We start from the raw sequence: 25,781 nt of genomic DNA on the forward strand, positions 1-25,781 counted from the left end.
GCTACTTCTCCGACTGGTAGACGAGGCCGTCGAGACGCTGCACGAGCGTGCTCGAGTCGATGATGCCGCCGGATCCCTTGATCGTGCAGCCGAGGCTGGGAAGAGCCGTGCCCCAGCTCATCGGCTTGCAGGTGTAGGCAGACCCCGAGTGGAAGTTCGTGGTGTCGTCTGTGTACAGCTGACCCGCGAAGCTCGCCGTGACCGTACCGCTGAGGCCGCACGGCGAGTAGATCATGACGCTGATGTTCGACGCGATCGAGCCGGTGGTGCCGAACCCGTCCTGCGCGTTGCGCGTGCCCGAGCTTCCGCACGTCGGCTTCGGGTCGCCCGACGCGTCGCGGTCGTCGCGGTTGCCGTCCGCATGGACGAACAGCAGCTGGAAGTTGCTGCCGGCGGCGGCCGTGAGACCACCCAGCGAGATCGTGAGTCCCTGGTCCTTCGGCGAGATGACGACGACGTTTCGGGTGACGGGCACGGATCCGGTCAGATCCAGCTTGACGTCCTTCGTGCACCCACTGAAGTTGAGGACGAGCGGGGTCGTGCCCGAAGAAAGCAGTGGCTTGACCTTGGCCGTGGCGGTGTTCGCGTTCTGCAGATCGCTCGCGCAGTTGATGGGCGCGGACGTTCCCCAGCTCGACGCGCCGTCGAGGTCGATCCACTTCGTCGCGGCGCGTAACCATGCGAGCGTCGGGTCGAACACGGGGTCCGATGGCGAGTTCTGGGTCACGGCCCCGGTCGTCCAGGCCGGCAAGTCGACAACCGCCGTGCCCTTCGTCGTCACCGTGCCGCCGACCGTCGCAGCGCCACCGCCCGTCGCGTTGAGTTTGATGTTTCCCTTGGCCGAAATGTACCCGGCGACAGTCGGATTGCCGTTGGCGTCGAAGGAAACCGTGCCGTTGGTGGTGATGTTGCCAGCGCTCGTGCTGCCCGCTCGGGCGTTGACGTGCCACGACTGGGAGTTGCTCGAGACGTTGCCGCTCGCGTAGATGTCGCCGTTGACGATGCATCCGGTGCTGAGGCTCACGGTGCCGTTCAGGACATACAGGTCGCCGTCGAGCGTGCCGCCGTTAGGGCATGCCCAGTTTCCGTTCCGGAGCACGAGGTCGCCTGTGTAGTGCGACACGCTCTGCGAGACGCTGCCCGAGAAGTAGGTGACGACGCCGCCCGGGACGTTCGAGTACGTGACAGTCCACGGATAAACGGAGTCGATCGTGGTGGTCGCGCCGTCGGGGCCCGTGCCGGTCGTGCGGAAGACGACGTACTTCGAGGTGCTCGACGGGCACCCCAGCGTGACGCCGGCGTCCGTGGCCGAGGTCGGCTTGGTACCGCTCGTCGAATAGATCTTGGTGGTGTAGGTCGGGTTGGTGCCGGTGAGCGTCGTCGCCGTGCACCCGGCGGTAACGGCCGCAACCCCCACATCGCGGCCGGATTCGGCAGCGATGAAGGCCTCGGTACGGTCTTTGTTGGTGTCGTTGGCGCCGATCGTGAACATGACGGATGCCGCGATCGTCGCCGCGACGATGAAGCCGACGAACATCACCACGACCACCGTGACGAGGATCGCGCCGCTCTCGTCGCTGCGGAACTTCGCCCGCGCGAGCAGTCGCTGAATCACCAACATCCGCCGTTACCTGTTTCTTGATCTGATCGAACTGCGACGTCGCCGCTAATCCGCACCGGAGCGGATTCCGTCTGGATGTCGAAGCTGTAAGAGAGAACGCCGTTCGTGAGGGTGAAGTAGGGCGCTCCGCCGACCGCCTTGATGGCGGGCTTCCACGCCGGCCAGGTAGTGCCGATAGACGTGGAAGATGTTGCGACCTGCACGCCCGTGGAGGCGACCTTGAATCCCTGACACTTAAGCGCTGTACCGTCGAGGGAGGTGCGCACGCGGAGCTCATCTCCCGCACCGTTGACGCTGAGATAGAGCGAGTTTCGTACGGCCCGCTCGATCATCGACCCAACGACTTGGCCACGATTGGTGCTGCCGGTCACGCTCGTCACTTGATCCTGCGTCTTCCAGGAATTCACGAAGATTGAAGCGATCGCAATCATGATGATCCCGGTCACGACCAGCACGACTATGAGCTCAATCAGCCCCAGCCCGGAGTCATCATCGCGCTTCGACGTGTGATGGGTCATGGGATATAGACGAGTGCTGTGGTGGAGGCGAGGACTTTGCCGTCGCCGGTGATCTGCAGAGAGAGTCGCGCGGCTCGACCGGAACTGCAATTTGTGACGGTTCCCGCTACGACCAAATCCCGACCGCGACCATCTTTCAGCGGGGTGGCGGACGGTGACGGAGTGGCGATCGAATTGAGCGCCGAGCAGGAGTGCGCGTCGCGCGCCTCCTCCACGAGGGCGTTGAGGTATCGAGTAGCGGTCGCCGTCGACGATTGCCTAGCCGACTGGGAGATCCCCTGCCACAGTCCCGGCAATATGGCGACCGCCACCACCGCGAGGAGGAAGATCGCTATAACCACCTCGACCAGACCAAAGCCCTGATCGGCTCTATTTCTACCCGACATCTGCAGCTCCGAAGTTGGGACTCGGAGCTGGCGTACTGGACGCCAGCTCCGAGCTCGGCGTGCTAGGAGCAGCCCGGTCCGGACTTGTACGACTGAGCCGTCGCCGGCAGGTCAGTGTTCGTGGCCGTGGCGCAGACCGAGTCGATGGTGGCAGTCGCACCCGGCTTGCCCGCCACGGTGATCTTGGTGTCGCCGGTCTTGTATTCAGTCGGGGTCTCGCCGTTTGCGAGCTGAGCCGACCACTGAGTCGCCGCAGCCGCCGCAACGGACTTGGTCGCGTTGATCCGCGCGTTCTCCTGGATGCTGCCGAAGACCGGGATGGCGATCGCGACGAGGATGCCGAGGATGACCACGACGATGATGAGCTCGATCAGCGAGAAGCCCTTCTCGCCGTTCTCCTCGCGACGCTGCTTTGCGGACTCGAGGTAGTTGTGAATTGTTGCACGCACGTGCGTTCTCCTTGTTTGAGGACAGGTGTATAGACAGCTCTGACTAGACCGGTTTCACACCAGTCCTCGAACAACCCCAAGTAGCGATGTTCCGGCACGCCGAAGCGTCCGGCCCCCAGATATCCCCAGTTACGTGTCCCAGTCTTCGCAGAGCTGGGTTTTGGAATACACGCGCTGCGTGGATCCCCTCCCGCATGACAGTGTGAGAGGTTTCTCATCAAAGGTCAAGTGCTGATCATCACGAATCCGCAACGCCGCCCGTGATACCCGGTATCAGCCGGAGTGATACCGGGTTCAGCCGTCCAGCACTTGGAGGTGCACCGAGACCGAGCCGCCGTCGACGAGGTGCTCGGCATCCCGAACCGCCTTCTTGAGCGGCAGCACGTAGGCCTCGTGCGACGAGTCGGGGAAGATCGACGTGCGCCACTCGGACGCTCCGACGCGGGCGATCACGCGCACGGAGCCGAAGCCGCGGAAGGGGCGAGGGATCTCGCGGATCTGCTCGCTCAGGTCAGCCGGCAGCGCCGTGAAGAACCAGGAATCGGTGCGGGCGTCCCAGCGGAAGATCTCGCCCTCGAACTCCACGATCATGCCTCCGAGCGTAGCCAGCGGTGACGACAGCCCGCGAAGCGGGCCCCATCGCCCACGCCCGCCTGACGCCGTGCGTGCTGCCCCTGATCCGGGAGACCAGCACGCACGGCGCTGCGCGAGGTGTCCGGTTGAGTGCGCGTCCGGACTCGGATCGCTCCTTCGTCGCCCCGTCTCTTGCGAAAGGGCGGGTAACAGGTGTATTCCTGTGCTGTTGCAACACCTCGCACTTGGGAGATTCCGCACGATGATGTGCAGAAAGCGAGGAGACCAGGACTGCTGACGCGGGTGCGATGCGGCGACGGCGACGTTCGTCGCGGAGTGATCGCCCGAACAACCGCGAACACCATGCGCATGAATGACAACGCTGCCGCGCAGTCGTTGTCCGGTAGACGGGGAAGGGCTGAGCTGCTTGTCGAAGGGTCGTACTCCGGGGCATATCCGGGGGCTTGGGTGCGCCCCTTCGGCAAGCTCAGCCGTCCCTGAGCACCGACCGCGCACCGTTGCGAGACGCCGTCCGGGGCGAGCGCTGACGCGGACTGACAGAGCAGGTCGGACGGCCCTCCAGGGGCAGCCGTCAGCGGCCGAACTCGGGCGTCCAGTCGTCATCGACCGGCGACCAGATGTCGGCCGAGACGTCGTCGAAGTCGCGGGATCCGGATGACGCGGCATCCGCTCGGCGATGCCAGGCGGCCCCCTCCGGCCAGCTCGCCGCGAAGGTCGGAACGACCCGCCACACGCGCCGCCAGAGGCCGCGCTGGGTCGTGAGCGGGCGCGCCGAGACGGGCATGCGCAGCTCGGGGTCGTATCGAACGCCGTCCGACGGACGCAGGCGGATCGTCAGGTCGAGGTCGTCGTGGATGCCCGCGTTCGTGCGGTCGACCTGGTCGCGCACCCGGTTCCACACCGACGTGCGCATGGCGAAGTTCGACCCGAAGACGAGCGGGATGCCGAGGAACTTCTTGATCCAGTAGTGCCCTCCCCCGACGTACCAGTGCTCGCCGAGGTAGTTGACGAGGGGACTTGCGCCGTAGAACTCCGCTCCCCCCGTCAGCACGCCGAGGCCGGGATCGGCGACGAAGGCGCGCACGAGCCGGGCGATCCAGTCGGGGTGGGGGCGGGAGTCCGCGTCGAGGCGGGCGATGATATCGGCCGTCCCGCGCGCCTCGTCGTAGCCGCGCGCGGCCGCGGGCCAGATGCCGACGAGCGGCTCCTCGATCACGTCGACACCGTGCGCGCGCGCGACGGCGGCGGAGGCATCCGTGCTCGCGTTGTCGACCACGATGACGCGGTCGGCGGGATGCGTCTGCGCCGCGAGCGCCGTCAGACAGGCGTCGAGGAATTCGGCGTCGTCACGGCACGGAACGACGACCGTGACGCGCGGCGAGAAGGACACGAGGTGAACCATACTCTCCGCCGGGCGGGGAGGCGTTCGACCCTTCGACAAGCTCAGGGACCGGTCACCGGCGGCAGCGGGTTCGACCCTTCGACAAGCTCAGGGACCGGGTCGGGGGCGGCGGCGGGTTCGACCCTTCGACAAGCTCAGGGACCGGGTCGGGGGCGGCGGCGGGTTCGACCCTTCGACAAGCTCAGGGACCGGTCACCGGCGGCGGCGGGTTCGGCCCTTCGACGAGCTCAGGGACCGGGGCGGGAGAGGCGGGCGCGGCGGCGCAGAACCACGACGAGAAGGATCAGCGCCGCCACCTGCAGAACGGCGACGATCGCGATGAGCACGGGGATGCTGTCGTACAGGGCCCCCGCCACCACAGCTCCGGCGAGCGCTCCGACCCCCTGGAACACGGCGAACGAGCCGTACGCCGAACCCCGCTTGCCACCGGGCACGAGATCTGCGACGAGGGCCTTCACTGTCGAGTCCTGAACTCCCGACGCGGCGCCCCACAGGACAACTCCCGCGAGAACCATCACGACGGTCGGCCCCAGCACGAGCCCCGGCACGAACACGGTGATCACCGGCACCGACAGCAGCACCGCGGCGCCCCACCGGTCGTACAACCACCCCGTGAGGATCGCGGCGACGGCGGCGGCCGCCATGCCGACGGCGTAGACGAGCGGCACCGCGCTCACGGTCACGAGCTCCGCGGCGGCCAGGTGGAACGAGATGACGCCGAAGCTCAGCAGGCCGAACTCGGTGAGCCCCGCGAAGAACGAGAACATGAGGAACGTCCGTGATGCTTCGCGCGACGGCCCGTCATCGGCCCGTGTGTCCACGGCCGTCGAGACAGCGGGAGACTCCGACGCGGCGGGCGACTCCGGACCCATCGCGGCGGGGGCTTCGGCGGCGACGGATGCCTCGGCCTCCCCTCGTTCGGTGCGGTAGAGGCTCGGATCGGGCACCTTTGCGCGCAGCCAGAACAGCAGCACCATCGCGGCCGCGCCGGGGATGATCAGCACGAGAAACGCGGGCCAGAGACTCCCCGCGATCGCGGCGACGCCGGCGACGACGAGCGGACCGGCGAAGGCGCCGATCTGGTCGAGCGTCTTGTGCACGCCGAAACCCTTGCCCCGCCCCACTGCACCCGCGGCATCGGCGAGGAGCACGGTCTTCGCGGGAGCGCGGATCGCCTTGCCCGTGCGCTCGATCAGCAGCAGCGCACTCGCGACCGCGAGGCCGGCCGCGCCGAGCATCGGCGTGAAGAAGAGGAGCGGCACCGACACCGCCGTGAGCGCGTAGCCCAGGATCGTGAACGTCCAGTACGCACCCGTGCGGTCGGCCCACGGGCCCGTCGCGAGCCGCAGAAGCAGCGCCAGCGCCTCGGCGCCGCCCGTCACGAGGCCGACGAGCAGGGCCGTCGCCCCGAGCTCCTCGAGCATCGCGCCGCTCACGGCGGCCGAGCCATCCGCGACCATGTCGATCAGCAGGCTCACGAACCCCAGCCCGACGACCATCGACCACGGTCGCAGAGCAGGCGTCCGCGGCACGCGGGCAGTCCGATTCGTCATGTCGCGTTCAGGCTATCCCTCGCGCTGAGTGGGGCGAGGCGGGCCTCGCCGAGGCATCCGTCGCCTGGATCTCGCCGTATGACGACGACGGATGCCGCGAGTCGGCGCATGACGCGGCAGCGCGGTCACACGGGGAAAACGTCACCCCGCGCGGGTGAACGCGGGCCCGTCCTCATCGACGCGCCCGGGGCGCGACGCCACCATCGGAGCAAGGCACGATGCACGCCGTGCCCCGCGCTGGTCCGCCGCAGAGCGGATCGACTCAGAAGGGAGTCTCCACCTTGTCCAACACGCAGCAGCAGTCCGGTTGGGTCGGATGGGCCGTCTTCGGCGGCATCGTCCTGATCATCACCGGCGTCTTCGACTTCCTCTTCGGCCTCGCCGCCGTGGTCGGGCCGGACAGCGCCTACTTCCGAAACGGCGAGGGCGACCTGTGGCTCCTCAACGTTTCGGGCTGGGGCTGGTGGCACCTCATCTTCGGTCTCGTGCTCGTGCTCGTCGGCGTGTTCCTGATCCGGGGCGCGACGTGGGCGCGCACCATCGCGGTCATCGTCGTCGGTCTCAACGCGATCAGCCAGCTGACGCTCCTCCCCTATCAGCCGCTCTGGGCGCTCCTCATCATCGGCCTCGACCTGCTCGTGATCTACGCGGTCGTCGTCCACGGCCGTGAGCTGCGGACACGCGACTAGCCGATAAGCGAACGCCAGGCGCCGCACCTCTTCGCAAGAGGTGCGGCGCCTTGTAGTTTCGCTCTTGAGCGCGCTCCTACGATTTGGTTACAGTTCAGTAAGTAAACGCGGCGAACCGCCGGTCACCCTCGATGGAGAGGAAAGTCGCATGAACCCCCCGACCGAAACCCGAAGCCGGTCCCGGCATCGCACGCGTCTTCTCGCGTCGGTGACCGCGGGCGCGGCCCTCATCGCAGGAGCGCTCGTGGCCGCCCCGGCCTACGCCGCGCCCCCCGCAGCCGATCGATCCCACCCACCCCGACTTCGGGCCGAACGTCACCGTCTTCAGCCCCGCGACTCCCCTCGCTGAGATCCAGCAGACCATGGACGACCTCGCCGCGCAGCAGGTGAACGCCGAGATGTCGACGGCGCGTCACGCCGTCTACTTCCTCCCCGGCACGTACGGAACGGCGGCCGACCCGCTCCAGTTCCAGGTCGGGTACTACACCGAGGTCGCGGGCCTCGGCGCATCCCCGTCCGACGTCGTCATCCGCGGCGCCGCCGAGGTCTACAACCGCTGCCTCGAGAACAACGGCACCTCGAACTGCCTCGCGCTCGTGAACTTCTGGCGGACCCTCGCGAACCTCACGGTGCAGGTGGACAAGTCCGGGCAGGACGGATGCCGGCAGAGCGCCAACTTCTGGGCCGTGTCACAGGCAGTCTCGCTGCGGCGCGTCGCCTTCACCGGCGGGACCAACCTGTCGCTGATGGACTACTGCACCGCCGGTCCGCAGTACGCGAGCGGTGGCTTCATCGCCGACTCGAAGCTGCCCTTCACGATCAACGGCTCGCAGCAGCAATGGCTCACGCGCAACAGCGAGGTCGCCGGCTGGAGCAACGGCGTGTGGAACCAGGTCTTTTCGGGCGTCGTCGGCGCACCGGACGACTCCGCCTTCCCGAACCCGCCGTACACGACGATCGACAAGACGCCGATCTCGCGCGAGAAGCCGTTCCTCTACGTCGGTGCTGACGGCAAGTACGCCGTGCGCGTGCCGGCCGCGCGCACCGAGACGAGCGGCACGTCGTGGGCCGACGACGCCACGTCGGGGCGCAGCATCCCGATCACCGACTTCTACATCGCGAAGCCGGGCGACTCGGTGCAGGTCATCAACAACAACCTCGCACGCGGCAAGAACCTGCTGCTGACCCCCGGCGTGTACGACATCGACAAGTCGATCGAGATCAAGCGGCCGGACACCGTCGTGCTCGGAATGGGGCACGCGACGCTCACGGCCGTAGGCGGTGCCGTGCCGATCGAGGTGAAGGATGTCGCGGGCGCCGTCGTGGCGGGCGTCACGATCGACGCCGGCACGACCCTCTCCCCAGCGCTCATGCGGATCGGGAAGGCGAACGGCGACGGCCACGGCAACAAGGTCGACCCTGCGAACCCGATCACCCTCAACGACGTGTACTTCCGCGTGGGCGGACCGCACGTCGGCAAGGTCACGACGGCGCTCGAGGTGAACGCCGACAACGTGCTCATCGACCACATCTGGGTGTGGCGCGCCGACCACGGCATCGAAGGGTTCACCGGAGGCGATACCGAGCGGTGGAACACCAACACCGGCACGACGGGCGTCATCGTGAACGGCGACAACGTCACCGCGACGGGCCTGTTCGTCGAGCACTTCCAGACGTATAACACCCTCTGGAACGGCGAGAACGGCCGCGTCATCCTGTACCAGAACGAGCTGCCTTACGACCCGCCGACGCAGGCGGACTGGACGCAGCCCGACGGCACGCTCGGCTACCCCGGCTACAAGGTGGCTGACGGCGTGAAGACGCACGAGCTCGACGGCGGAGGCGTCTACGTCTTCAACCAGAACAACCCGTCGATCGTCACGGCGAACGGGTTCGAGGTTCCGGAGACGCCCGGCGTGAAGCTGCACCACATCATGACGGTCAACCTCAGTGCGGGCACGATCCTGCACGTCGTCAACGGCGTGGGCGGCACTGCCGACACGACCAAGGTCGGCGTGCCGCAGTACATCGTGGACTACCCCGGCTGATCAACCGATAAGACGACGGATGCCTCGGCTCGGCGGCTTCGCCGGGCCGGGGCATCCGCGTCTTCAGGCTCGCCCGTCACCACTGGGGGTGGATGGCCTCGCGCAGACGGCGGTCGTAGACGTCCCGCACGACGGCGTCGAAGGCCGCCAGGTCGAACCCGGAGTGCGCGCCGTCGAGGAGGGCGGCGGCATCCGCGTTCGACTGCGCCTGCGCGACGTTGCGTGCGCCCGGGATGACCGACGTGACACCCGGAAGAGACGCGATCCAGGCCAGGGTCGCCGCCGGCAGCGGTACGTCGGACGGGAGCGCGGCGGCGAGCTCGGCGGCGGCATCCAGTCCCACCTCGTAGTCGACGCCCGAGAACGTCTCGCCGCGGTCGAACGCCTCGCCGTGGCGGTTGTAGTTGCGGTGGTCGTTCGACGCGAAGGTGGTCGACGACGTGTACTTGCCAGACAGCAGGCCCGAGGCGAGCGGCACGCGGGCGAAGATCGCGACATCGGCCGCCTGCGCGGCGGGCAGCACCTCGTCGAGCGGCTTCAGGCGGAACGGGTTCAGGATGATCTGCACGTTCGTCACGTTCGGGTGCGAGATCGCGGCGAGCGCCTGGGCCGACGTCTCGACCGAGACGCCGTAGGCGGCGATCGCCCCGTCGGCGACGAGCTCGTCGAGCGCGTCGTACGTCGCATCGTCCTCGATGACCGCGGTCGGCGGGCAGTGCAGCTGCACGAGGTCGAGGGTGTCGACGCCGAGGTTGAGGCGGGAGCGCTCGGTCCACGCGCGGAAGTTCTCGGGCGTGTAGTTCTCGGGCTCCTGAGCGGCGCGCCGGCCCATCTTCGTCGCCACGACGATGTCGTGCTCGGGGTGCTCGGCGAGGAATCCGCCGATGATCGACTCGCTGCGCCCGTCGCCGTAGACGTCGGCGGTGTCGAAGAGCGTCACGCCGTGGGCGACGGATGCCTCGAGCACCGCCCGCGCGTCGCTCTCGCTGACATCGCCCCAATCGGCGCCGAGCTGCCAGGTGCCGAGGCCGATCGCCGAGACGTGACGACCGGTGCGGCCGAGGGGGCGCTGCTGCATGACGGAACTCCTTCGAACAGGGAGGGGTTTCTCTATCCTGGCCCCTCCCGGGCGCTCGGGTGCCGCGGGGCCCGGCTCAGGGGACGATGCCGGCGGCGCGCGCAGGACCCGCGTAGGCTTCGGCGAGCGACTGGATGGTGTCGTGCGCGTTGAGCCCGCTGGGGTTCGGGACGACCCAGAGCTCGGAGTCGCCGAGCCGCTCCTCCTGCCGCCCCTGCACGGCACGCGGTCGTGCGAAGCCCTGGCGGTAGGCCGTGAGCCCCAGGATCGCGATCACGGGTGCACCCCACCGCGCGGCATCCGCGGCCACCCGTTCGGCGCCTTCCCGCAGCTCTTCGCGCGTGAGCTCGTCGGCCCGCGCGGTCGCCCGGCGCACGATGCTCGAGATGCCTATCCCCCGATCGAGCAGGAGGCGGCGGTCTTCGTCGGAGAAGCCCGCGGAGTACGCCGGCACGCGCGGGATGATCCCGGCCGCGGCGAGCGCCGGATAGAACCGGTTGCCGGGACGCGCGAACGGGGTGTTGGTCGCGGCCGTCCACAGGCCCGGGTTGATCCCGACGAAGACGAGCCGCGGATGCGCCGGCATGAGGTCGTCGATGACGGCATCGCGATACGACTCGAGCTCTGCGCGTGTGAAGCCCATCACGCCATCCTCGCGCCTCGGCGGGCGGCCGGGGCTCACGCCCGGATGAAGACCGGTGTTCCGGGCGGCAGCTGGGCGAGCTTCTCGATCGCGTCGGGGTCCATGCGGAGGCATCCGTTCGAGATCTGCCCGGAGTGGTCGTCGTGATAGTGGAAGGCCGTCACAGCGACGCTCGACCCGCCGAAGCCGTCGAGCGTCGGCGACTGCACCGAGAGGTACACGATCGGGTGACCGCGGGTGTACCAGAGGTTCGGGTCCGCGCGGACGAGCATGACGAACGAGCGGCCCAGCGGCGTCGGTGTCGCCTCCGTGCCCCAGGCGAAGTCGTTCGAGATCCGCTCGGGGACGCCGCCGCGCCAGACGTCGACCGTCCGCGCCGAGATGCTCACCTCGACCATCGTGTCGATCGGCGCGAGAGTGACATCCTGCGCTCGCAGCCATCCGGTGACCTGGCCCGGGTCGCCCTCGGACGGCACCGCCTGGCGCCCCGTGAGGAGCACCTTGACCCAGTTCGCCTGCCGTTCGACGACCGGAACCGTCGCGCCGCCGTAGACGAAATCGCGCAGCAGCCGCGCGACCGGCTGGCCGAGCGGATCGGCGAACACGGGAGCCGCCCAGTCGCGGGGTGTCGCCGTCTCTCCCACGAAGGGCGCGTACGGTGCATCGTCCACGGGCACCGAGGGGATGACCGCGAAGACGTCCGACGAGGGCAGCGCATCGAGGTCGTACGCCGCTGTGTTCGCCGGAAATCCCGTCGGCGTCGGGGCCGGGGTCGGAGTGGGCGTCGGGGTCTCGGGTGCCGTGATCGCGGGGGTCGGCGAGCGGGAGGGGATGGATGCCTCAGCCTCCGGCCGCTGCGCGACCCAGGCGACGCCGAGGCCGAGCAGCAACGTAGCCGCGAGCGTCACGGCGACCCACAGCATCCTTCCGCCCGATCGCCCCATGACTCCATCGTCGGCGGGCGGTCCAGGTGCCGCAACCTGCGGTCGCGGCTGTCGGCGAGCCTCGCTAGCATCGCGGCATGCCAGAACATCGCGTGACTCCCCCGCCGCCCTCGGACGAGAAGCTGAAGGGACCGGCGTCGTACTTCCCGAGCATCGAGAAGAACTACGGCCGGCCGATTCAGGACTGGCTCGATCTCGTCGCCGATCAGCTCGACACGAAGAAGCACATGGAGGTCGTCGAGTACCTCAAGTCGGAGTACGGCATGGGCCACGGCCACGCGCAGGCGCTCGTCGGCTATACGAAGGCACAGCTCGGAGGCTGATCGCGGGGCGGTCTCGTGGCGGTCGGCCCGAGGCCTTGCGGCCGGGTCGGCGGAGTGTGATCCTGCACTCGACCCCACCGCTGTGGATCTCGCCGACCGGAAGGACCCGCCATGGTCGCAGCCCGCAGACCCGATGCCGATGACGGCTCCCTCGTCGTCGATCTCGCGGAGCTCTCCGCCGACGACCTTCCGCGCGTCGGCGGCAAGGCGGCGAACCTCGGCGAACTGATCCGCGCCGGCTTCGACGTGCCGCCCGGCTTCTGCATCACGACCCAGGCGTATCGGCGTGCGGTCGCGGGGACCGCCGTCGAGGACGGATCGGCTCAGGATGCTGCGGCCGCTCGGGCAGCTGTGCTCGCCGCACCCATTCCCGAGGCTGTCTCGGATGCTGTGCGAGCCGCCTATGCCGACCTGGAGCCGGACGGCGGACCGGTCGCGGTACGGTCCTCGGCCACCGCGGAGGATCTGCCCGGCGCGAGCTTCGCCGGGCAGCAGGACACCTACCTCGACGTTGCGGGCATCGATAACGTGCTCGACGCCGTCCACCGCTGCTGGGCCTCGCTGTGGACGGACCGGGCGGTGGCCTACCGCTCCGCTCAGGGCATCGACGGCTCGGGAGTCGCCCTCGCGGTCGTCGTCCAGCGCATGGTGGACGCCGCCGCCGCGGGCGTGCTGTTCACCGCCGACCCCGTGACGGGCCGGCGGCGGCAGGCGGTGCTCGACGCCGCCCCGGGTCTCGGCGAGTCCGTCGTCTCGGGCTCCGTCGACCCTGACCACTTCGTTGTGGACACCGCCAGCGGCCGGATCCTCGACCGGAGACCCGGCGGCTCGAGCGATGATCGCCCGGTCAGCCTGACCGACGACCAGGTGCTGATGCTCGCCGCGCTGGGTGGTCGTGTCGAGGAGGCCTTCGGCAGCCCGCAGGACATCGAGTGGGCACTGGATGCCGAGGCCCACGCCTGGGTGACGCAGTCCCGCCCCATCACGACGCTGTATCCCATCCCCCACCGCGGCAGACCTCTGCCGGGCGAGACTCGCGTCTATTTCTGCGTCAGCCTGGCGCAAGGGCTCCACCGTCCCATCACGCCGATGGGGATCGCGACGTTCCGCATCATCGGGTCGGGCTTCCTCGACCTCATCGGCCGTCCGCCTGCGCGGATCGTCGACGGTCCCGCGGGCTTCGCGGTCGCCGGCGACCGGATCTTCGTCGATGCGACACCGGTGGTGCGGTCCGCGGCGGGCCGTGCGATCTTCCCCCGGCTGCTCGACGTCATGGAGGCCCGGTCGTCCGTCGTGCTTCGAGGGCTGCTCCCGGATCCTCGGTTCTCGGTGCTGCCGGGAACCCGTCGCGGATTCGCCCGGGGCTTCCTCCGCCTGGCGGTGCGGATCCGGCTGCCGCTCATCGCGGCCCAGGCGATCATCAGCCCTGCCGCCGCCCGGCATCGCGTCCGGCGCCTCGCCGCGGAGGTCGCCGCGCGCGACCTGCCCGCCGCCGGCGACATCACCTCCCGCGTCGACGCCGTCGTCGCCCTGCTCGCCGGCGCGATGCCCCTCGCACCGCGGAGCCTCCCCGCGGCCCTCGTCGGCTTCGCAGCCCTGAGTCTTGCCGGGCGCCTCCTCCGCGGCTCGACAAAGCCCGGCGACCTGCAGACGGTGCTGCGGAGCGTGCCCGACAACGTCACGACCGAGATGGATCTCGAGCTGTGGCGCGTCGCGGTGCGCGCCCGGAACGATGCGGAATCGGCGGCGGCCCTCGAGACACGGACGGCGGCCGACCTCGCGGCGGAGTACCGCGGCGGAAGGCTCCCCGCCGTGTTGCAGGCCGCCATGAGGGACTTCCTGAGCCGGTACGGCCACCGGGCCGTGGCGGAGATCGACCTCGGCATGCCGCGGTGGTCGGACGATCCCTCCCACCTGTTCGGCGTCCTCTCGGGATACCTCCGCCTCGGTGCGGATGCCGTCACGCCTGCGCGCCGCTTCGCCGACGGTGAACGGGAGGCCGAAGACATGGTGCGGACGCTCGTCCGGCGCGCCCGACGCCGAGGGCGTCTGCGTGCCGCCCTCGTAGCGGCCTGTCTCCGCCGCGCGCGAGCGCTCATCGGCATCCGTGAGATGCCGAAATTCCTCATGATCACCGCCATGGCGAAGGCTCGCGCCGAGATGGCGCGCATCGGCGCCGAGCTGGCCGGGTCCAATCGCATCTCGCACGCGGAGGACGTCTTCTTCCTCGACTTCGACGAGGTCAAGCGCGCAGCGGCGGGCGAGGATCTGCGCGGCGTCGTGCGCGAGCGGAGGGAGCGGTACGACACCGAGCTGCGGCGACGCCATGTGCCGCGTGTGCTGCTGTCGGACGGCACGGAGCTCGAGGCCCTGGCATCCGCCGCGCCGCCAGGCGAGGCCGGAGCTCTCCGCGGCACCCCCGCGTCCGCCGGTACGGTGACGGCCTCGGCCCGCGTCATCCTGGATCCCGCCGGGGCGGAACTCCAGCCCGGGGAGATCCTCGTCGCGCCGTCCACCGACCCCGGGTGGACGCCGCTCTTCCTCACGGCCGGCGGGCTCGTCATGGAGATGGGCGGCGCGAACAGCCACGGCGCGGTCGTGGCGCGGGAGTACGGCATCCCCGCCGTCGTCGGCGTCCCCGGCGCGACGCAGACCATCTCGACCGGTATGGAGGTGACGGTCGACGGCGCAAGCGGGCTCGTGACGGTCCCATCGCGCGTAGAGGCGCCGGCCGGCTAACGGCCGAGACGCGCGCGGTCTCCGCGGGCACAGCGAGCGACCCGGGTGACCTCAGGCCGTGGCCGGTGCCGGCGCGCGCAGGATGGACGACATCTTCTTCCCGCGCGCGACCTCGTCCACGAGCTTGTCCATCCAGCGGATCTGCTGCATCAGCGGGTCCTCGATGTCTTCGACCCGCATACCGCAGATGACCCCGGTGATGAGGCCGGCATGCGGGCTCATGGCGGGGGCCCCGGCGAAGAAGCCGGCGAGGTCGACGCCGTCCGCGATCGCCTTCTCGAGACCCGGCTCGTCGTAGCCCGTGAGCCAGGTGAGCACCTCGTCCAGCTCCGCCTTCGTGTGCCCCTTGCGCTCCACTTTCTGAAGATAGAGCGGATAGATGCTCGCGAAGCTCATGCGTAAGATGCGGTCGTTCGCCATGACCCTATTGTCCCGCTGCAGGCCCTCCGCCGCGCGTGGGCGTTACGCGGACCGGTCGGCGGCGATCTGCGCGGCCATGAGCGTGACCAGCTCGTAGAGCACATGGCTCGCGGCGATGCCGGTCACCTGAGCGTGGTCGTAGGCGGGCGAGACCTCGACCACGTCGGCGCCGACGATCCTGCTGCCTCGCAGAGCCCGCAGCATCCGGAGCACCTCCCGGCTCGTCAAGCCGCCCGCCTCGGGCGTTCCGGTCCCGGGTGCGTGCGCCGGGTCGAGCACGTCGATGTCGATCGAGACGTAGACGGGGCGGTCCCCGAGCCGGCGCAGCATCCGCTCGATGGCGGTCGCCACACCCTGCTCCTCGACGTCGACGCTCGACACGATCGAGAAGCCCAGCCGCTCGTCGTCATCGAGATCCTGCTTGGAGTAGAGCGGCCCGCGCGTGCCGACGTGGCAGCTCGCGGTGAGGTCGATCAGTCCCTCCTCGCTCGCACGACGGAAGGGCGTCCCGTGCGTGACGGGCGCCCCGAAATAGGTGTCCCACGTGTCGAGGTGCGCATCGAAGTGCAGCACGGCGACCGGGCCGTGCTTCTTCGCGGCGGAGCGCAGCAGTGGGAGGGCGATCGTGTGGTCGCCGCCGATCGTGACGATCCGGTCGACGCGCTCGCCGAGGTCGGTCGACGCGCGCTCGATCTCACCGACGGCCTCGGCGATGTCGAACGGATTCACCGGGATGTCGCCGGCGTCGACGACCTGCGCCTCGGCGAAAGGCGACACGTCCTGCGCCGGGTTGTACGGGCGGAGCAGCCGCGACGACTCGCGCACGTGCGACGGGCCGAAGCGCGCGCCCGGACGATAGCTCACCCCCGAGTCGAAGGGGATGCCGACCACAGCGATGTCGGCGCGCGAGACGTCCTCGATGCGGGGCAGCCGCGCGAAGGTCGCGATGCCGGCATAGCGGGGGTTGACCGATGCGTCGACCGGTCCGATGTTGTCGGTCATGAGTCGCCTCTCGACGTGCCAGGGCGGTCCAGCGCCGCCTGAGGGATGTGGACGAGCTGCACGCCGCCCGCGGCGATGGCGGCTCGGATGGTCGGCGCCACCTCGGCCAGGCTCTCGACGCGGCAGCCCGCTCCGCCGAAGGCGGTGGCGAGCGCGACCCAGTCGGGCTGCACGAGGTCGACGCCGATGGGGTCGATGCCGCGGTCCACCTCGTTCTGGCGGATCTCCGCGTAGCCGCCGTTGTCGACGCAGACGACGACGAGGCCGAGTCGCTGCTCCACGGCGGTCGCGAGCTCATTGACCGAGAACATCAGGGCGCCGTCGCCCAGCACCGCGACGACCGGCCGCTCGGGCGCGGCGATGCGCGCGCCGATGGCCGCAGGCAGCCCGTAGCCGAGCGTCGCGTACGTCGGGGTGTACAGCAAGGAGTGGGGTCGCGCCTGCCGCATGACGTTGGCGAGGCCCAGATAGACGATCTGTGACGAGTCGCCGGCGACGATCGCGTCGGCGGGCAGCCCGGCTGCGATGTGCTCGGCGAGCTCGACGGTGCCGGGAAGCGCAGCTCGGGCTTCCGCCGCGATGGCCGCGCGATGCGGCTCCAGATCCGGGGCCGGGCGCTCTTCGATGGGCAGTGCGTCGAGCAGCGCATCCACGACGGCGGCGCACGGGCCCACGATGCCGACCGTCGCCTCGAGATTCTTATGCAATTGAGCGGCCGAGATGTCGACGCGCACGACGGCGCCCCCCGCTTCCAGCGACGGCGCCCACAGCTCCGCCGAGCCGAGCTTCGACCCCAGCACGATGAGCACGTCGGCGCTCTCGGCCACCTCGCGGGCGGCCGCCAGCCGCAGGTTCGACCCGAGCGAGAGGGGATGCCTCTCATCCAGCGTGGCCTTGCCGTTCAAAGTCGTCAGCACCGGCGCCGAGAGACGTTCCGCGAGCGCCGTCACCTCGCGCACGGCGTGCGCCGCCCCACCGCCTGTGACGATGACGGGATTCCGGGCCCCGGCGAGCAGATCGACGGCCCGTGCCACGGCGTCGCGGTCGAGCTTGTCGGCCCGGGGTGCCGGGCGCGCCGCCCGCGCTCCGCCGTTGATGGCGGCCGGCGCCTCGAGGACGTCGAGCGGGATCTCGATGTGGACGGGGCGCGGCCGGCCGCTGCGGAAGAGCGCGAAGGCGTCGTGCACGGCATCGACGGCTTCGGCGGCACTCGACACGCGTCGCGACCACTCGGCGATCGCGGCGACCATCGCCGAGGCATCCTTCGTCTCATGCAGCGTGCCGACATCGCGGAACTCCTCGCCCCGGGGCACTCCCGGCGAGATGACCAGCAGCGGACGGGATTCGCAGAAAGCCGTGCCGATGGCGCTCATGGCGTTCTGCAGACCCGGTCCGGAGGTCGTGATGACGACGCCCGGCAGACCCGTCTGCTGCGCCCAGCCGTCGGCTCCGTAGCCCGAGCCCTGCTCGTGGCGGTTCGTGACGGCACGGATGCCGAGCTCGGCCAGCGGACGGTACAGCTCGAGGTTGTGCGTACCGGGGATCCCGAAGATCGTCGTCACCCCGTAGGCGCGAATCGTCTCCATGACGGCACGTCCGGCCGTGTCGGCGTAGTGCTCGGTGCTCACGCGTCCTCCTCAGCCGATCCGGTGGCGGCGCTCGCCGTCGACCCACGTCTCGAGCACCTGGATGCGCGAGATCTCCTCGGCGGCCACCGCGAGCGGATCGTCGCTGAGCACCACGAAGTCGGCGTACTTGCCGGGCTCGAGCGAGCCGAGGTCGTCCTCGCGTCCGAGCGAGACGGCGCCTTCGTAGGTGTGAGCGCGGAGCGCCGATTCGGCGGACACCCGCAGTCCGTCGGGTCCCAGCCGGTGCCCCCTCCGCGTCACTCGTGTCACTGCGGTCTGGATCGCCTCGAGCGGGATGGGCTCAGCCACCGGAGCGTCGGATGAGATCGTGAACGGCACGCCCGCGGCCTCGAACTCGCCGAGCGGATTGAACCGCTCCCCCCGGCGTGCCGATCGCCTGCTCGACCCCTTCGCCCCAGCTGAAGTAGTGCTGCGTCTGGTTGACGGGACGGATGCCGGCGGCCGCCATGCGCCGGATCTGCTCGGGCGTCGGCAGCCCGCAGTGCTCGATCCGGTGCCGCGCATCGGCATCGGGGCGCTCGGCGAGCGCCGTCTCGATCGCCGACACCACCATCTCGATCGCGGTCGGCGACTGCGCGTGCGTCGCCGTCTGCAGCCCCGCTCCGTGCGCGCGTCGGATGAGCTCGGTGTATTCAGCGGGCTCATGGTAGAGCTGCCCCGTTCGGCACGGATCGCCGACGTAGCCGTCGGGGAAGTAGGCCGTCCAGCCGCCGAGCGTGCCGTCGGCGTACAGCTTGATGCCGGCGAAGCTCAGGTGTGCATTGCCGAACTGACCGACGAGTCCCATTTCGAGCGCCTCGTCGAGAAGATGCGACAGCAGGTACATCGAGACGCGCAGTTCCAGCCGCCCGGCCTCGGCGAGCCGGAGATACATGTCGAACTCGCGCCGCGACACCTGCGCATCGCCGATCGTCGTCACGCCGCCGGCGAGGAAGCGCTGGGTCGCGGCATCCAGCTGCCGCAGGTGCTCCTCCGGCTCGTCCGCGAGGTGGAAGTTCGGACCGTGATGGCCGATCTTGACGCCGTGCACCCCCGTCAGGATGTTGCATGCGGCATCCGAGATCTCCCCGGTCAGCTCGCCCTCAGCGTCGCGGAAGAACTCGCCGCCGTCCGGGTCGGGGGTGTCGCGGTCGACGCCGTGCAACGCGAACGTGTGCGAGTTCACGACCCCGCCGTGGCCCGACGCGTTCATGAGGTAGACCTCGCGATCCGTCGCCACTTCGTCCAATTCGAAGCGGGTGGGATGCCGCTGCTCGGCGAGATTCCGATGCTCGTAGCCGTAGCCCCGCACGGGCCGGCCCTCCGGGAGGTCTTTGGCGGCATCCTTCAGCAGTCGGATGATCTCGGGAATGCTCCCCGCCTTCTCGGGCCCGCAGTCGACCCACGTCATGAGCTGACCGAACATGAGCGGATGCGCATGGGCGTCGACGAAGCCGGGAACGACGACCGCATCGCCGAGGTCCACGCGCTCGGGCTCCAGCCCCGAACGCTCGGCAGCCGCCTCGCAGTCGGCGAGGGAACCGATCTCCAGGATGCGACCGGCATGGGTGAGCATGGCGGTGGCCGTGCTTCCGGCTGCGTCGACGGTGCGGATCATCCGCGCCGCGACGAGACGGGGCGTGGTCTGGGCGGAACGGTCGAAGGCGGTGAGCTTCCTCATGAGATCCGGTTCGTCGTCGTGTCGGTGCGGGGCGTGAAGGAGTCGGTCACGGGCGCTTCATCGGAGTGCTGCGGCGCGAGCCTGGTGCAGACCGCAGCGAGGATCGCCATGCCGGTGAACATCGCGATGACCGACCAGATGCTGCCCGTCCACGCGATCAGCTGCGTCGCGAACCACGGGGAGAAGCCGGCCCAGATGGCGGCGCCCACGCCGTACGACAGAGCGATCGATGTGTAGCGCGCCTGGGGACGGAACATCTGGGCAAGGATCGCGGCGATCGGCGCATAGGTGGCACTCATCGCGATCCGCACCAGTGCGGCGAACAGGAAGATGAGGGGCTCAACGCGGCCGGGAAGGATGAGCATGAACGGCACGAAGGTCAGCACCGACGTGGCCAGACCGATGTACATGATGTTCTTGCGCCCCCACTTGTCGCCGAGCCACGCGACCGGAAGGGTGACCAGGAACTCGATGAGCGACGCGATCGTCATCGCGTCCAGGATGACCGACTCGCTCACATTGATCGGGTCGCCCGTCGCGTAGGCGGTCGCGAAGGTCGTGGCGAGGTAGTAGCCGCCCGTCGAGATCGGCAGGAGGCCGATGCCGAGCAGGATCGGCCACCAGTTGACGCGCAGCGCGAAAGCGAGCGGCATGGACTGTTTGCGGCCCTCGACCTTGGACTCGAACACGGGCGACTCCTCGACCCGGTAGCGGACCCAGAAGCCGACGCCGACCAGGACGATGGAGAGCAGGAACGGGATGCGCCACCCGCCGTTCATGATGAAGTCGTCGCCGGCGCGCGCCATGATGGCGAAGATCCCCGAGGCGAGGAGGGCCCCGGCCGGGTTGCCCAGCTGCGTGAAGCCTCCGTAGAAGGTCTTCTTGCCGACGGGTGCGTGCTCGACGCTCATCAGGACGGCACCGCCCCACTCGCCGCCCACCGCCAGTCCCTGCAGTGCGCGCAGGAGGATCAGGAGGATCGGCGCCCAGACGCCGATGTCGGCATAGGTCGGAAGGCAGCCGACGAGGACGGTCGAGACGCCCATCAGCAGCAGGGTGATGACGAGCGAGACCCGCCGGCCGAGCTTGTCGCCGATGTGGCCGAAGAGGATGCCGCCGAGGGGACGAACCAGGAAGGCGACGGCGAAGGTGGCGAAGGCCGCCGCGGTCTCGGCGAGGGGATCGTCGCTCGGGAAGAAGAGCGGACCGAACACGAGGGCCGCCGCCGTCGCGTAGATGTAGAAGTCGTACCACTCGATCGTGGTGCCGGCGAAGGCCGCGAGGCCTGCTCGTCGCGCTCGACTCGTCGTCGTGGTGGAGGTCATGACCGCTCCTTTGCGGGTGTTCGGGGACGCGATGGATGCTACGAGCCTCGACGGCCCGCGGCAAGCGCGAAAGTCCAGCCGAACGAGCGGAGAACTGGACTTTCGATTCCAAACCTGCGCATCTCACCGGGATATGTCACGGCAAGCCGCCTCTGTGGTTCACTTTTGTCAGGGATTCGAGGCGATCCCGGGAAAATCGACGAATCGAGCACGACATGGACTTCGACGCCGAACTGATCCGGGCGCTGCAGGAGAACGGCCGGGCCAGCATCCACTCCCTCTCCCAGCAGCTCGCGCGGCCGCGGTCGGCGGTGTCTGAGCGCCTGCGGGTGATGCTCGCCGACGGCACCGTGCGAGTGGTCGCGGCCGTCGATCCCGGTTTCCTCGGGCAGCACGTGCTCGCTCACGTCTCGGTGCGCACGGACGGCACGGTGGAGCCTCTCGCGCAGGCGCTCCGCGGATTGAGTGAGACGGTGCTCGTCTCCGCGGTCGGCGGCGCGCACGACCTCGTCACCGAAGTGCGGGTCGGCTCGATGGACGCCCTGCACGACCTCTTGGCTCTGATCCGGACGATGCCGAGGGTCGTCGACATCAACACCCTCATCTACTCGAGCGTCGTGAAGGGGTTCTTCGTCTCCGAATACCGCGGAGACGTCACGATCGACTCGACGGACACGGCTCTCATCGAACTTCTCCAGCGCGACGGCCGGATGAGCTTCCGCGCCCTGGGCGACTCGGTTCGCCTCTCGCCTTCCGCCGTCACGACGCGCGTGGAGCGTCTCATCGAAGCCGGAGTCATCAAGATCAGCGCGGTCGAGGCGCGCGGGCTGGCACATCGGCAGCTGTCCATGGGCGTCGGGCTGAACCTGACGGCGGACGACGACAGCGTCATGGAGGTGTTGCGGAGCTGGCGCGGCGTGGACTTCGCGGCGCGCACCCTGGGACGGTTCGACGCCGTCATGACGCTCGTCGAACCGTCCGCCGGAGCGCTGTACGCGAGCCTCGAACGGATCCGCTCCCTCGCCGGCGTCGCGCACGTCGAGGCGTGGTTCCACCTCGCCGTGCTGAAGGAGGACTACGCGCGCACGCTCAGACCCGTGCGCGCGTAGCGCCCCGCTAGCCCTGCGCCGAAGTGTGCAGCCACACGGTGGACTCCCCCGGCACGGTGCCGGCGGCATCCCCCGCGCTCGACAGCACGACGATCGACCTGTCTAGCGGATACGGCTCGGTGCCGAAGTTCGTCACGACCTCCCACCCGTTCGGCCGGCGGAAGTGCAGCACGTCGTCGCGGCCCGTCTCGATCCACTCGAGCTGTTCGTCGGTCTGCAGCTCGTGCCGCAGGCGCAGAGCGCGGCGGTACAGCTCCAGGACCGATCCGGAGCGGCCCGCCTGCGCGTCGACGGCGAAGGATCCGAACCACTCGGGCTGGGGCAGGTGCGCGCCGTCGGCGCCGAAGCCGAACGACGAGCCTTCGCTCTGCCACGGCAGCGGCACGCGGCATCCATCGCGCCCGACCTCTTCGCCCTCCGTCCGGAAGAACGTCGGGTCCTGCCGCTCACCTGCGCCGATGTCGGCGACCTCGTGCAGGCCGAGCTCCTCGCCCTGGTAGATGTAGGCGGAGCCCGGAAGAGCGAGCAGGAACATCGAGGCGGCGACCGCCCGGCGCACCCCTCCCTCGCGGTCGAGCGCCGACTCCGGGCCGCCCGCGCGCAGCCACGCCGCGCCCTGCTTCTCGGCTCCGCGTCCGCGGTGCTCGCGTCCGAGCGGAGGCAGCCCGTACCGCGTCGCGTGACGCACGACGTCGTGGTTCGACAGCACCCAGGTGCTGGAGGATCGGGATGCCGCGGCCAGCGTCAGGTTGTCGGTCACGATGCGGCGGAACTCGGCGGCGTCGAAATCGGCCTGCAGCAGGTCGAAGTTGAACGCCTGGCCCAGGCTCTCCGGGCGCGCGTACAGCGGAACCCGGGACGAGTCGACCCAGGCCTCGGCGACGGCGCTGCGCGGCGGGTCGTACTCGTCGAACACCCGCCGCCACTCGGCGTAGATGTCGTGCACGTCGTCGCGGTCGATGAGCGGGTGGTTGCCGTCGAACGGGAGGGCGTCGAGCTCCGCCCGCGAGGGCAGCGGCTCGGTGAGGTCCTTCGTGAGCATGTGCGCGACGTCGATCCGGAAGCCGTCGACTCCGCGATCCGCCCAGAACCGCAGGGTCTTCACGAAGTCGGCGCGAACCTCGGGGTTGTCCCAGTTGAGGTCGGGCTGCTCCTTGGCGAAGTTGTGGAAGTACCACTGGCCGTCCGCCACCCGCTCCCAGGCGGGTCCCCCGAACACCGACTCCCAGTCGGCCGGCGGCTCTGCGCCGTCCTCGCCCCGGCCCTCCCGGAAGATGTACCGCTCGCGGGCCGCAGAGCCGCGTCCCGCGGCGAGCGCCTCCTGGAACCAGGCGTGCTGGTCGGACGTGTGGTTCGGCACGATATCGACGACGACGCGGATGCCGCGTGCGTGGAGCGCCGCGAGCATCTCGTCGAAGTCGTCCAGCGTGCCGAGCCGGGGGTCGACGTCCCGGTAGTCGGCGACGTCGTAGCCGCCGTCGGCGAGCTCGGAGGGATAGAAGGGACTGAGCCACACCGCGTCTACGCCCAGCTCGGCGAGGTAGTCCGCGCGTGACGTCACGCCGCGGATGTCGCCGATCCCGTCGCCGTCGCTGTCGGCGAAGCTGCGCGGGTAAATCTGGTAGACGGCGGCCTGACGCCACCAGGGCGATTCGGCAGCGCCGGTGGCGGCATCCGTTCGGGTCTCAGCGGTCAAGCTCACGTGGGTCCTTTCTCAGGGGTGCGGGTAGTCGATGCTTGCGGATGGAGAGCGGGCCGGATCAGCCCTTGACAGCGCCCTGCGTCACGCCCTCCATGACCCAGCGCTGCGCGAACAGGTACACGATGATCGCGGGCGCCATGGCCATGAGGTACGAGGCGAAGGACACGTTGTAGTTGTTGCTGAACTGCGTCTGGAAGATGCTCTGCACGACGGGCAGGGTCTGCAGCTGCGGGTCCGACGTGATGAGCGACGGCATCATGAAGTCGTTCCACGACGCGAGGAAGGCGAAGATGCCGACCGTCGCGCTCATGGGGGCCAGCAGCGGGAAGATGAGCTTCCAGAAGACCTGCCACGTCGAGGCGCCGTCGATGCGGGCGCTCTCCTCGAGCTCGTGCGGGATCGAGCGCAGGAACGCCGTGAAGAGCAGGATGCTGAAGCTCAACTGGAACATGATGTGCAGCAGCGTCACCCCCACCGGATTGTCCAGGCCCGTCAGTCCCGTCAGCTGGATCTGCGGCAGGGCGAGCACGGGGAACGGGATGAACATCGCCGCGAGCAGGTAGAAGAACGACCACCGGAAGAAGCGCCGATCCCAGTTGCGGTGGATCGCGAACGAGGCGAACGCGCCGAGGACGATCGTGCCCGCCACCGTTCCAGCCGTCACCAGCACCGAGATGACGAAGGCGGCCGGGAAGTTCGTCAGCTGCCACGCCGTGACGAATCCCTCGAGGCTGAAGGGTGCCGGCAGCGAGAACGCGTTGCCGTCGACCGCCTGCGCCTGCGTCTTGAACGCCATCGAGATCGTGACGTACAGCGGCACGAGCACGGTGACCGCGGCGATGATGAGGACGATCGTGAGCGGCCAGTCGGGCCGCTCGACGGCGGGTCCCTGCTTGCGGCCTCGGCGGAGCGGCGCTCCCCCCTCGAGGGTGCGTACGCCGTCGACCTCTTCGAGGGCGAGAGCGGGCTGGACGGTGGCCATCAGAGTGCGTTCCTTCCGCGCGTGAGCCGGAGCTGGACGACCGAGATCAGGATGACGAACACGAAGAAGACCGTCGCGTTGGCCATCTGATAGGCGTAGTCGCCGCCCGAGAAGCCCGTCACGATGGTCATCGCGATCGAGCGGGTGGCGGTGCCCGGACCGCCGTTGGTGAGGCCGACGATGATGTCGTAGGCGTTGAGGTAGTTCTTGAAGCCCAGGAGGACGTTGATGACGACGTATCCCGCCACGAGCGGCAGGGTGATCCGGAGCAGCTGCTGCAGCTTCGTCGCGCCGTCGATGGAGGCCGCCTCGTAGACCTCGCCGGGAATCGCCAGCAGTCCGGCGATGTAGATGAGGAGGCTGCCCGGGATCGACTGCCACCCCGTCACGAGCACGATGGCCACCCACGCGAGGTCGGGGTTGGCGAGGATGCTCTCGCTCAGCCACCCGATCCCGGTCGCCTGTCCGAGCGCGGGGAGGGAGTTGCTGAACAGGAAGTTGAAGACGTAGGCGATGATGATGCCCGAGATCACCATCGGGATCACGAAGATCGTCCGCAGACCGGTCCGCAAGCGGATGCGGGCTGTCAGGCCCACCGCGAGGAGGAAGGCGACGACGTTGACGAGCACGACCGTGACGAGCGCGAAGCCCAGCGTGAAGAGGTAGCTCTGGAGGATCGCGGGATCGCTGAACAGCGCGATGTAGTTGATGAATCCGACGAAGTCCCAGTCCCCGAAGCCGATCGAGTTCGTGAAGCTGAAGAAGATGCCCATGATGGCGGGCAGCGTGATCGCCAGGCTGAAGATGACGAGCGTCGGCACGAGGAGCAGGTAATAGATCCCCTCGACCGGCCGGCGCGTGCCGGCGACGGCGGCGGCTCTGCCCGTCCGGCGCTTGGGGGCGACGAGGGTCGCCGTGGTGGTTGCCATGTGAAGTCTCCTTCGA

General features: G+C 69.2%; 22 protein-coding genes and 1 pseudogene. 5 read left to right on the forward strand and 18 right to left on the reverse strand.

Annotation, left to right across the window (positions count from 1 at the left end; genetic code table 11):
• Position 1 precedes the first annotated feature (1 nt).
• From G5T42_RS16860 to G5T42_RS16890, 7 genes are all read right to left on the reverse strand, one after another.
• A complete protein-coding gene (locus G5T42_RS16860) occupies positions 2–1,615 on the reverse strand; it encodes a DUF342 domain-containing protein (RefSeq protein ID WP_165129901.1) in 1,614 nt (537 codons plus the stop codon).
• On the reverse strand, positions 1,612–2,139 hold the full coding sequence (locus tag G5T42_RS16865; protein WP_165129902.1) for a prepilin-type N-terminal cleavage/methylation domain-containing protein: 528 nt from the start codon (positions 2,137–2,139) through the stop codon (positions 1,612–1,614). Before G5T42_RS16865 ends, G5T42_RS16860 begins: the two co-directional genes overlap by 4 nt.
• On the reverse strand, positions 2,136–2,525 hold the full coding sequence (locus G5T42_RS16870; RefSeq protein ID WP_165129903.1) for a type II secretion system protein: 390 nt from the start codon (positions 2,523–2,525) through the stop codon (positions 2,136–2,138). The genes G5T42_RS16865 and G5T42_RS16870 overlap by 4 nt, the downstream gene beginning before the upstream one ends.
• Before the next feature lie 62 nt (positions 2,526–2,587).
• Positions 2,588–2,974, reverse strand: a complete 387-nt coding sequence (locus G5T42_RS16875) for a type II secretion system protein (RefSeq protein ID WP_206535669.1) — start codon at positions 2,972–2,974, stop codon at positions 2,588–2,590.
• Between the two features lie 294 nt (positions 2,975–3,268).
• Positions 3,269–3,565, reverse strand: a complete 297-nt coding sequence (locus G5T42_RS16880; RefSeq protein WP_165129904.1) for a DUF1905 domain-containing protein — start codon at positions 3,563–3,565, stop codon at positions 3,269–3,271.
• A gap of 574 nt (positions 3,566–4,139) precedes the next feature.
• A complete protein-coding gene (locus G5T42_RS16885) occupies positions 4,140–4,958 on the reverse strand; it encodes a glycosyltransferase family 2 protein (protein ID WP_241245878.1) in 819 nt (272 codons plus the stop codon).
• A gap of 239 nt (positions 4,959–5,197) precedes the next feature.
• Positions 5,198–6,523 (reverse strand): MFS transporter, encoded by a 1,326-nt coding sequence (locus G5T42_RS16890; RefSeq protein WP_165129906.1) that lies wholly within the window; start codon positions 6,521–6,523, stop codon positions 5,198–5,200.
• Between the two features lie 281 nt (positions 6,524–6,804).
• On the opposite strand from G5T42_RS16890, the gene G5T42_RS16895 reads away from it, so the two are divergent.
• Together G5T42_RS16895 and G5T42_RS16900 are read left to right on the forward strand one after the other, a co-directional pair.
• A complete protein-coding gene (locus G5T42_RS16895) occupies positions 6,805–7,212 on the forward strand; it encodes a hypothetical protein (protein WP_165129907.1) in 408 nt (135 codons plus the stop codon).
• A 362-nt stretch (positions 7,213–7,574) separates the two neighbouring features.
• A complete protein-coding gene (locus G5T42_RS16900) occupies positions 7,575–9,260 on the forward strand; it encodes a glycoside hydrolase family 55 protein (RefSeq protein ID WP_241245879.1) in 1,686 nt (561 codons plus the stop codon).
• A gap of 76 nt (positions 9,261–9,336) precedes the next feature.
• Here G5T42_RS16900 and G5T42_RS16905 read toward each other — a convergent pair whose 3' ends face one another.
• The 3 genes from G5T42_RS16905 to G5T42_RS16915 all read right to left on the reverse strand — a co-directional run bounded on the left by G5T42_RS16905 (position 9,337) and on the right by G5T42_RS16915 (position 11,925).
• Positions 9,337–10,338 carry an aldo/keto reductase gene (locus tag G5T42_RS16905; RefSeq protein WP_165129908.1) on the reverse strand — a complete coding sequence of 334 codons (1,002 nt, stop codon included), beginning with the start codon at positions 10,336–10,338 and terminating at the stop codon, positions 9,337–9,339.
• A gap of 76 nt (positions 10,339–10,414) precedes the next feature.
• Complete coding sequence (locus G5T42_RS16910) at positions 10,415–10,981, reverse strand: mismatch-specific DNA-glycosylase (protein ID WP_165129909.1); 567 nt, start codon at positions 10,979–10,981, stop codon at positions 10,415–10,417.
• Positions 10,982–11,016: 35 nt separating this feature from the next.
• The gene (locus G5T42_RS16915; RefSeq protein WP_165129910.1) at positions 11,017–11,925 is read right to left on the reverse strand and encodes a L,D-transpeptidase; all 909 of its coding nucleotides are present in this window, start codon (positions 11,923–11,925) and stop codon (positions 11,017–11,019) included.
• Positions 11,926–12,002: 77 nt separating this feature from the next.
• Between G5T42_RS16915 and G5T42_RS16920 the strand changes: the two genes are divergently transcribed.
• Complete coding sequence (locus G5T42_RS16920) at positions 12,003–12,248, forward strand: DUF4287 domain-containing protein (RefSeq protein ID WP_165129911.1); 246 nt, start codon at positions 12,003–12,005, stop codon at positions 12,246–12,248.
• Positions 12,249–12,359: 111 nt separating this feature from the next.
• Positions 12,360–14,987: a PEP/pyruvate-binding domain-containing protein gene (locus tag G5T42_RS16925; protein WP_165129912.1), complete on the forward strand. Its 2,628-nt coding sequence runs from the start codon at positions 12,360–12,362 to the stop codon at positions 14,985–14,987.
• A gap of 51 nt (positions 14,988–15,038) precedes the next feature.
• Here G5T42_RS16925 and G5T42_RS16930 read toward each other — a convergent pair whose 3' ends face one another.
• The 5 genes and pseudogenes from G5T42_RS16930 to G5T42_RS16950 all read right to left on the reverse strand — a co-directional run bounded on the left by G5T42_RS16930 (position 15,039) and on the right by G5T42_RS16950 (position 21,043).
• Positions 15,039–15,407 carry a DUF2200 domain-containing protein gene (locus tag G5T42_RS16930; RefSeq protein WP_165129913.1) on the reverse strand — a complete coding sequence of 123 codons (369 nt, stop codon included), beginning with the start codon at positions 15,405–15,407 and terminating at the stop codon, positions 15,039–15,041.
• Between the two features lie 42 nt (positions 15,408–15,449).
• Complete coding sequence (speB, locus tag G5T42_RS16935) at positions 15,450–16,409, reverse strand: agmatinase (RefSeq protein ID WP_165129914.1); 960 nt, start codon at positions 16,407–16,409, stop codon at positions 15,450–15,452.
• Positions 16,406–18,037 carry a thiamine pyrophosphate-dependent enzyme gene (locus tag G5T42_RS16940; protein ID WP_165129915.1) on the reverse strand — a complete coding sequence of 544 codons (1,632 nt, stop codon included), beginning with the start codon at positions 18,035–18,037 and terminating at the stop codon, positions 16,406–16,408. Before G5T42_RS16940 ends, speB begins: the two co-directional genes overlap by 4 nt.
• A 9-nt stretch (positions 18,038–18,046) precedes the next feature.
• A pseudogene (locus G5T42_RS16945) lies at positions 18,047–19,718 on the reverse strand (amidohydrolase).
• On the reverse strand, positions 19,715–21,043 hold the full coding sequence (locus tag G5T42_RS16950) for an MFS transporter (protein ID WP_165129916.1): 1,329 nt from the start codon (positions 21,041–21,043) through the stop codon (positions 19,715–19,717). Before G5T42_RS16950 ends, G5T42_RS16945 begins: the two are co-directional and overlap by 4 nt.
• 215 nt (positions 21,044–21,258) lie before the next feature.
• On the opposite strand from G5T42_RS16950, the gene G5T42_RS16955 reads away from it, so the two are divergent.
• Complete coding sequence (locus G5T42_RS16955) at positions 21,259–22,152, forward strand: Lrp/AsnC family transcriptional regulator (RefSeq protein ID WP_165129917.1); 894 nt, start codon at positions 21,259–21,261, stop codon at positions 22,150–22,152.
• Positions 22,153–22,159: 7 nt separating this feature from the next.
• On the opposite strand, the gene G5T42_RS16960 is transcribed toward G5T42_RS16955, so the two are convergent.
• The 3 genes from G5T42_RS16960 to G5T42_RS16970 are packed head-to-tail and all read right to left on the reverse strand — an operon-like array spanning position 22,160 to position 25,765.
• Positions 22,160–23,854, reverse strand: coding sequence for a glycoside hydrolase family 13 protein (locus tag G5T42_RS16960; RefSeq protein ID WP_165129918.1), 1,695 nt, complete (start codon positions 23,852–23,854; stop codon positions 22,160–22,162).
• A gap of 58 nt (positions 23,855–23,912) precedes the next feature.
• Positions 23,913–24,839, reverse strand: a complete 927-nt coding sequence (locus tag G5T42_RS16965) for a carbohydrate ABC transporter permease (protein WP_241246091.1) — start codon at positions 24,837–24,839, stop codon at positions 23,913–23,915.
• A complete protein-coding gene (locus tag G5T42_RS16970) occupies positions 24,836–25,765 on the reverse strand; it encodes a sugar ABC transporter permease (protein ID WP_165129920.1) in 930 nt (309 codons plus the stop codon). The genes G5T42_RS16965 and G5T42_RS16970 overlap by 4 nt, the downstream gene beginning before the upstream one ends.
• Positions 25,766–25,781 lie beyond the last annotated feature (16 nt).

The organism is Microbacterium sp. 4R-513, from assembly GCF_011046485.1.
Taxonomy (GTDB): domain Bacteria; phylum Actinomycetota; class Actinomycetes; order Actinomycetales; family Microbacteriaceae; genus Microbacterium.

Bases quoted from the DNA above. Each gene is read 5' to 3' on its own strand.
- G5T42_RS16930 (WP_165129913.1), bottom strand. From the start codon at position 15,407: ATGGCGAACGACCGCATCTTACGCATGAGCTTCGCGAGCATCTATCCG.
- G5T42_RS16925 (WP_165129912.1), top strand. From the start codon at position 12,360: ATGGTCGCAGCCCGCAGACCCGATGCCGATGACGGCTCCCTCGTCGTC.
- G5T42_RS16865 (WP_165129902.1), bottom strand. From the start codon at position 2,139: ATGACCCATCACACGTCGAAGCGCGATGATGACTCCGGGCTGGGGCTG.
- G5T42_RS16880 (WP_165129904.1), bottom strand. From the start codon at position 3,565: ATGATCGTGGAGTTCGAGGGCGAGATCTTCCGCTGGGACGCCCGCACC.
- speB (WP_165129914.1), bottom strand. From the start codon at position 16,409: ATGACCGACAACATCGGACCGGTCGACGCATCGGTCAACCCCCGCTAT.
- G5T42_RS16900 (WP_241245879.1), top strand. From the start codon at position 7,575: ATGGACGACCTCGCCGCGCAGCAGGTGAACGCCGAGATGTCGACGGCG.
- G5T42_RS16915 (WP_165129910.1), bottom strand. From the start codon at position 11,925: ATGGGGCGATCGGGCGGAAGGATGCTGTGGGTCGCCGTGACGCTCGCG.
- G5T42_RS16955 (WP_165129917.1), top strand. From the start codon at position 21,259: ATGGACTTCGACGCCGAACTGATCCGGGCGCTGCAGGAGAACGGCCGG.
- G5T42_RS16910 (WP_165129909.1), bottom strand. From the start codon at position 10,981: ATGGGCTTCACACGCGCAGAGCTCGAGTCGTATCGCGATGCCGTCATC.
- G5T42_RS16920 (WP_165129911.1), top strand. From the start codon at position 12,003: ATGCCAGAACATCGCGTGACTCCCCCGCCGCCCTCGGACGAGAAGCTG.
- G5T42_RS16905 (WP_165129908.1), bottom strand. From the start codon at position 10,338: ATGCAGCAGCGCCCCCTCGGCCGCACCGGTCGTCACGTCTCGGCGATC.
- G5T42_RS16970 (WP_165129920.1), bottom strand. From the start codon at position 25,765: ATGGCAACCACCACGGCGACCCTCGTCGCCCCCAAGCGCCGGACGGGC.
- G5T42_RS16950 (WP_165129916.1), bottom strand. From the start codon at position 21,043: ATGACCTCCACCACGACGACGAGTCGAGCGCGACGAGCAGGCCTCGCG.
- G5T42_RS16870 (WP_165129903.1), bottom strand. From the start codon at position 2,525: ATGTCGGGTAGAAATAGAGCCGATCAGGGCTTTGGTCTGGTCGAGGTG.
- G5T42_RS16890 (WP_165129906.1), bottom strand. From the start codon at position 6,523: ATGACGAATCGGACTGCCCGCGTGCCGCGGACGCCTGCTCTGCGACCG.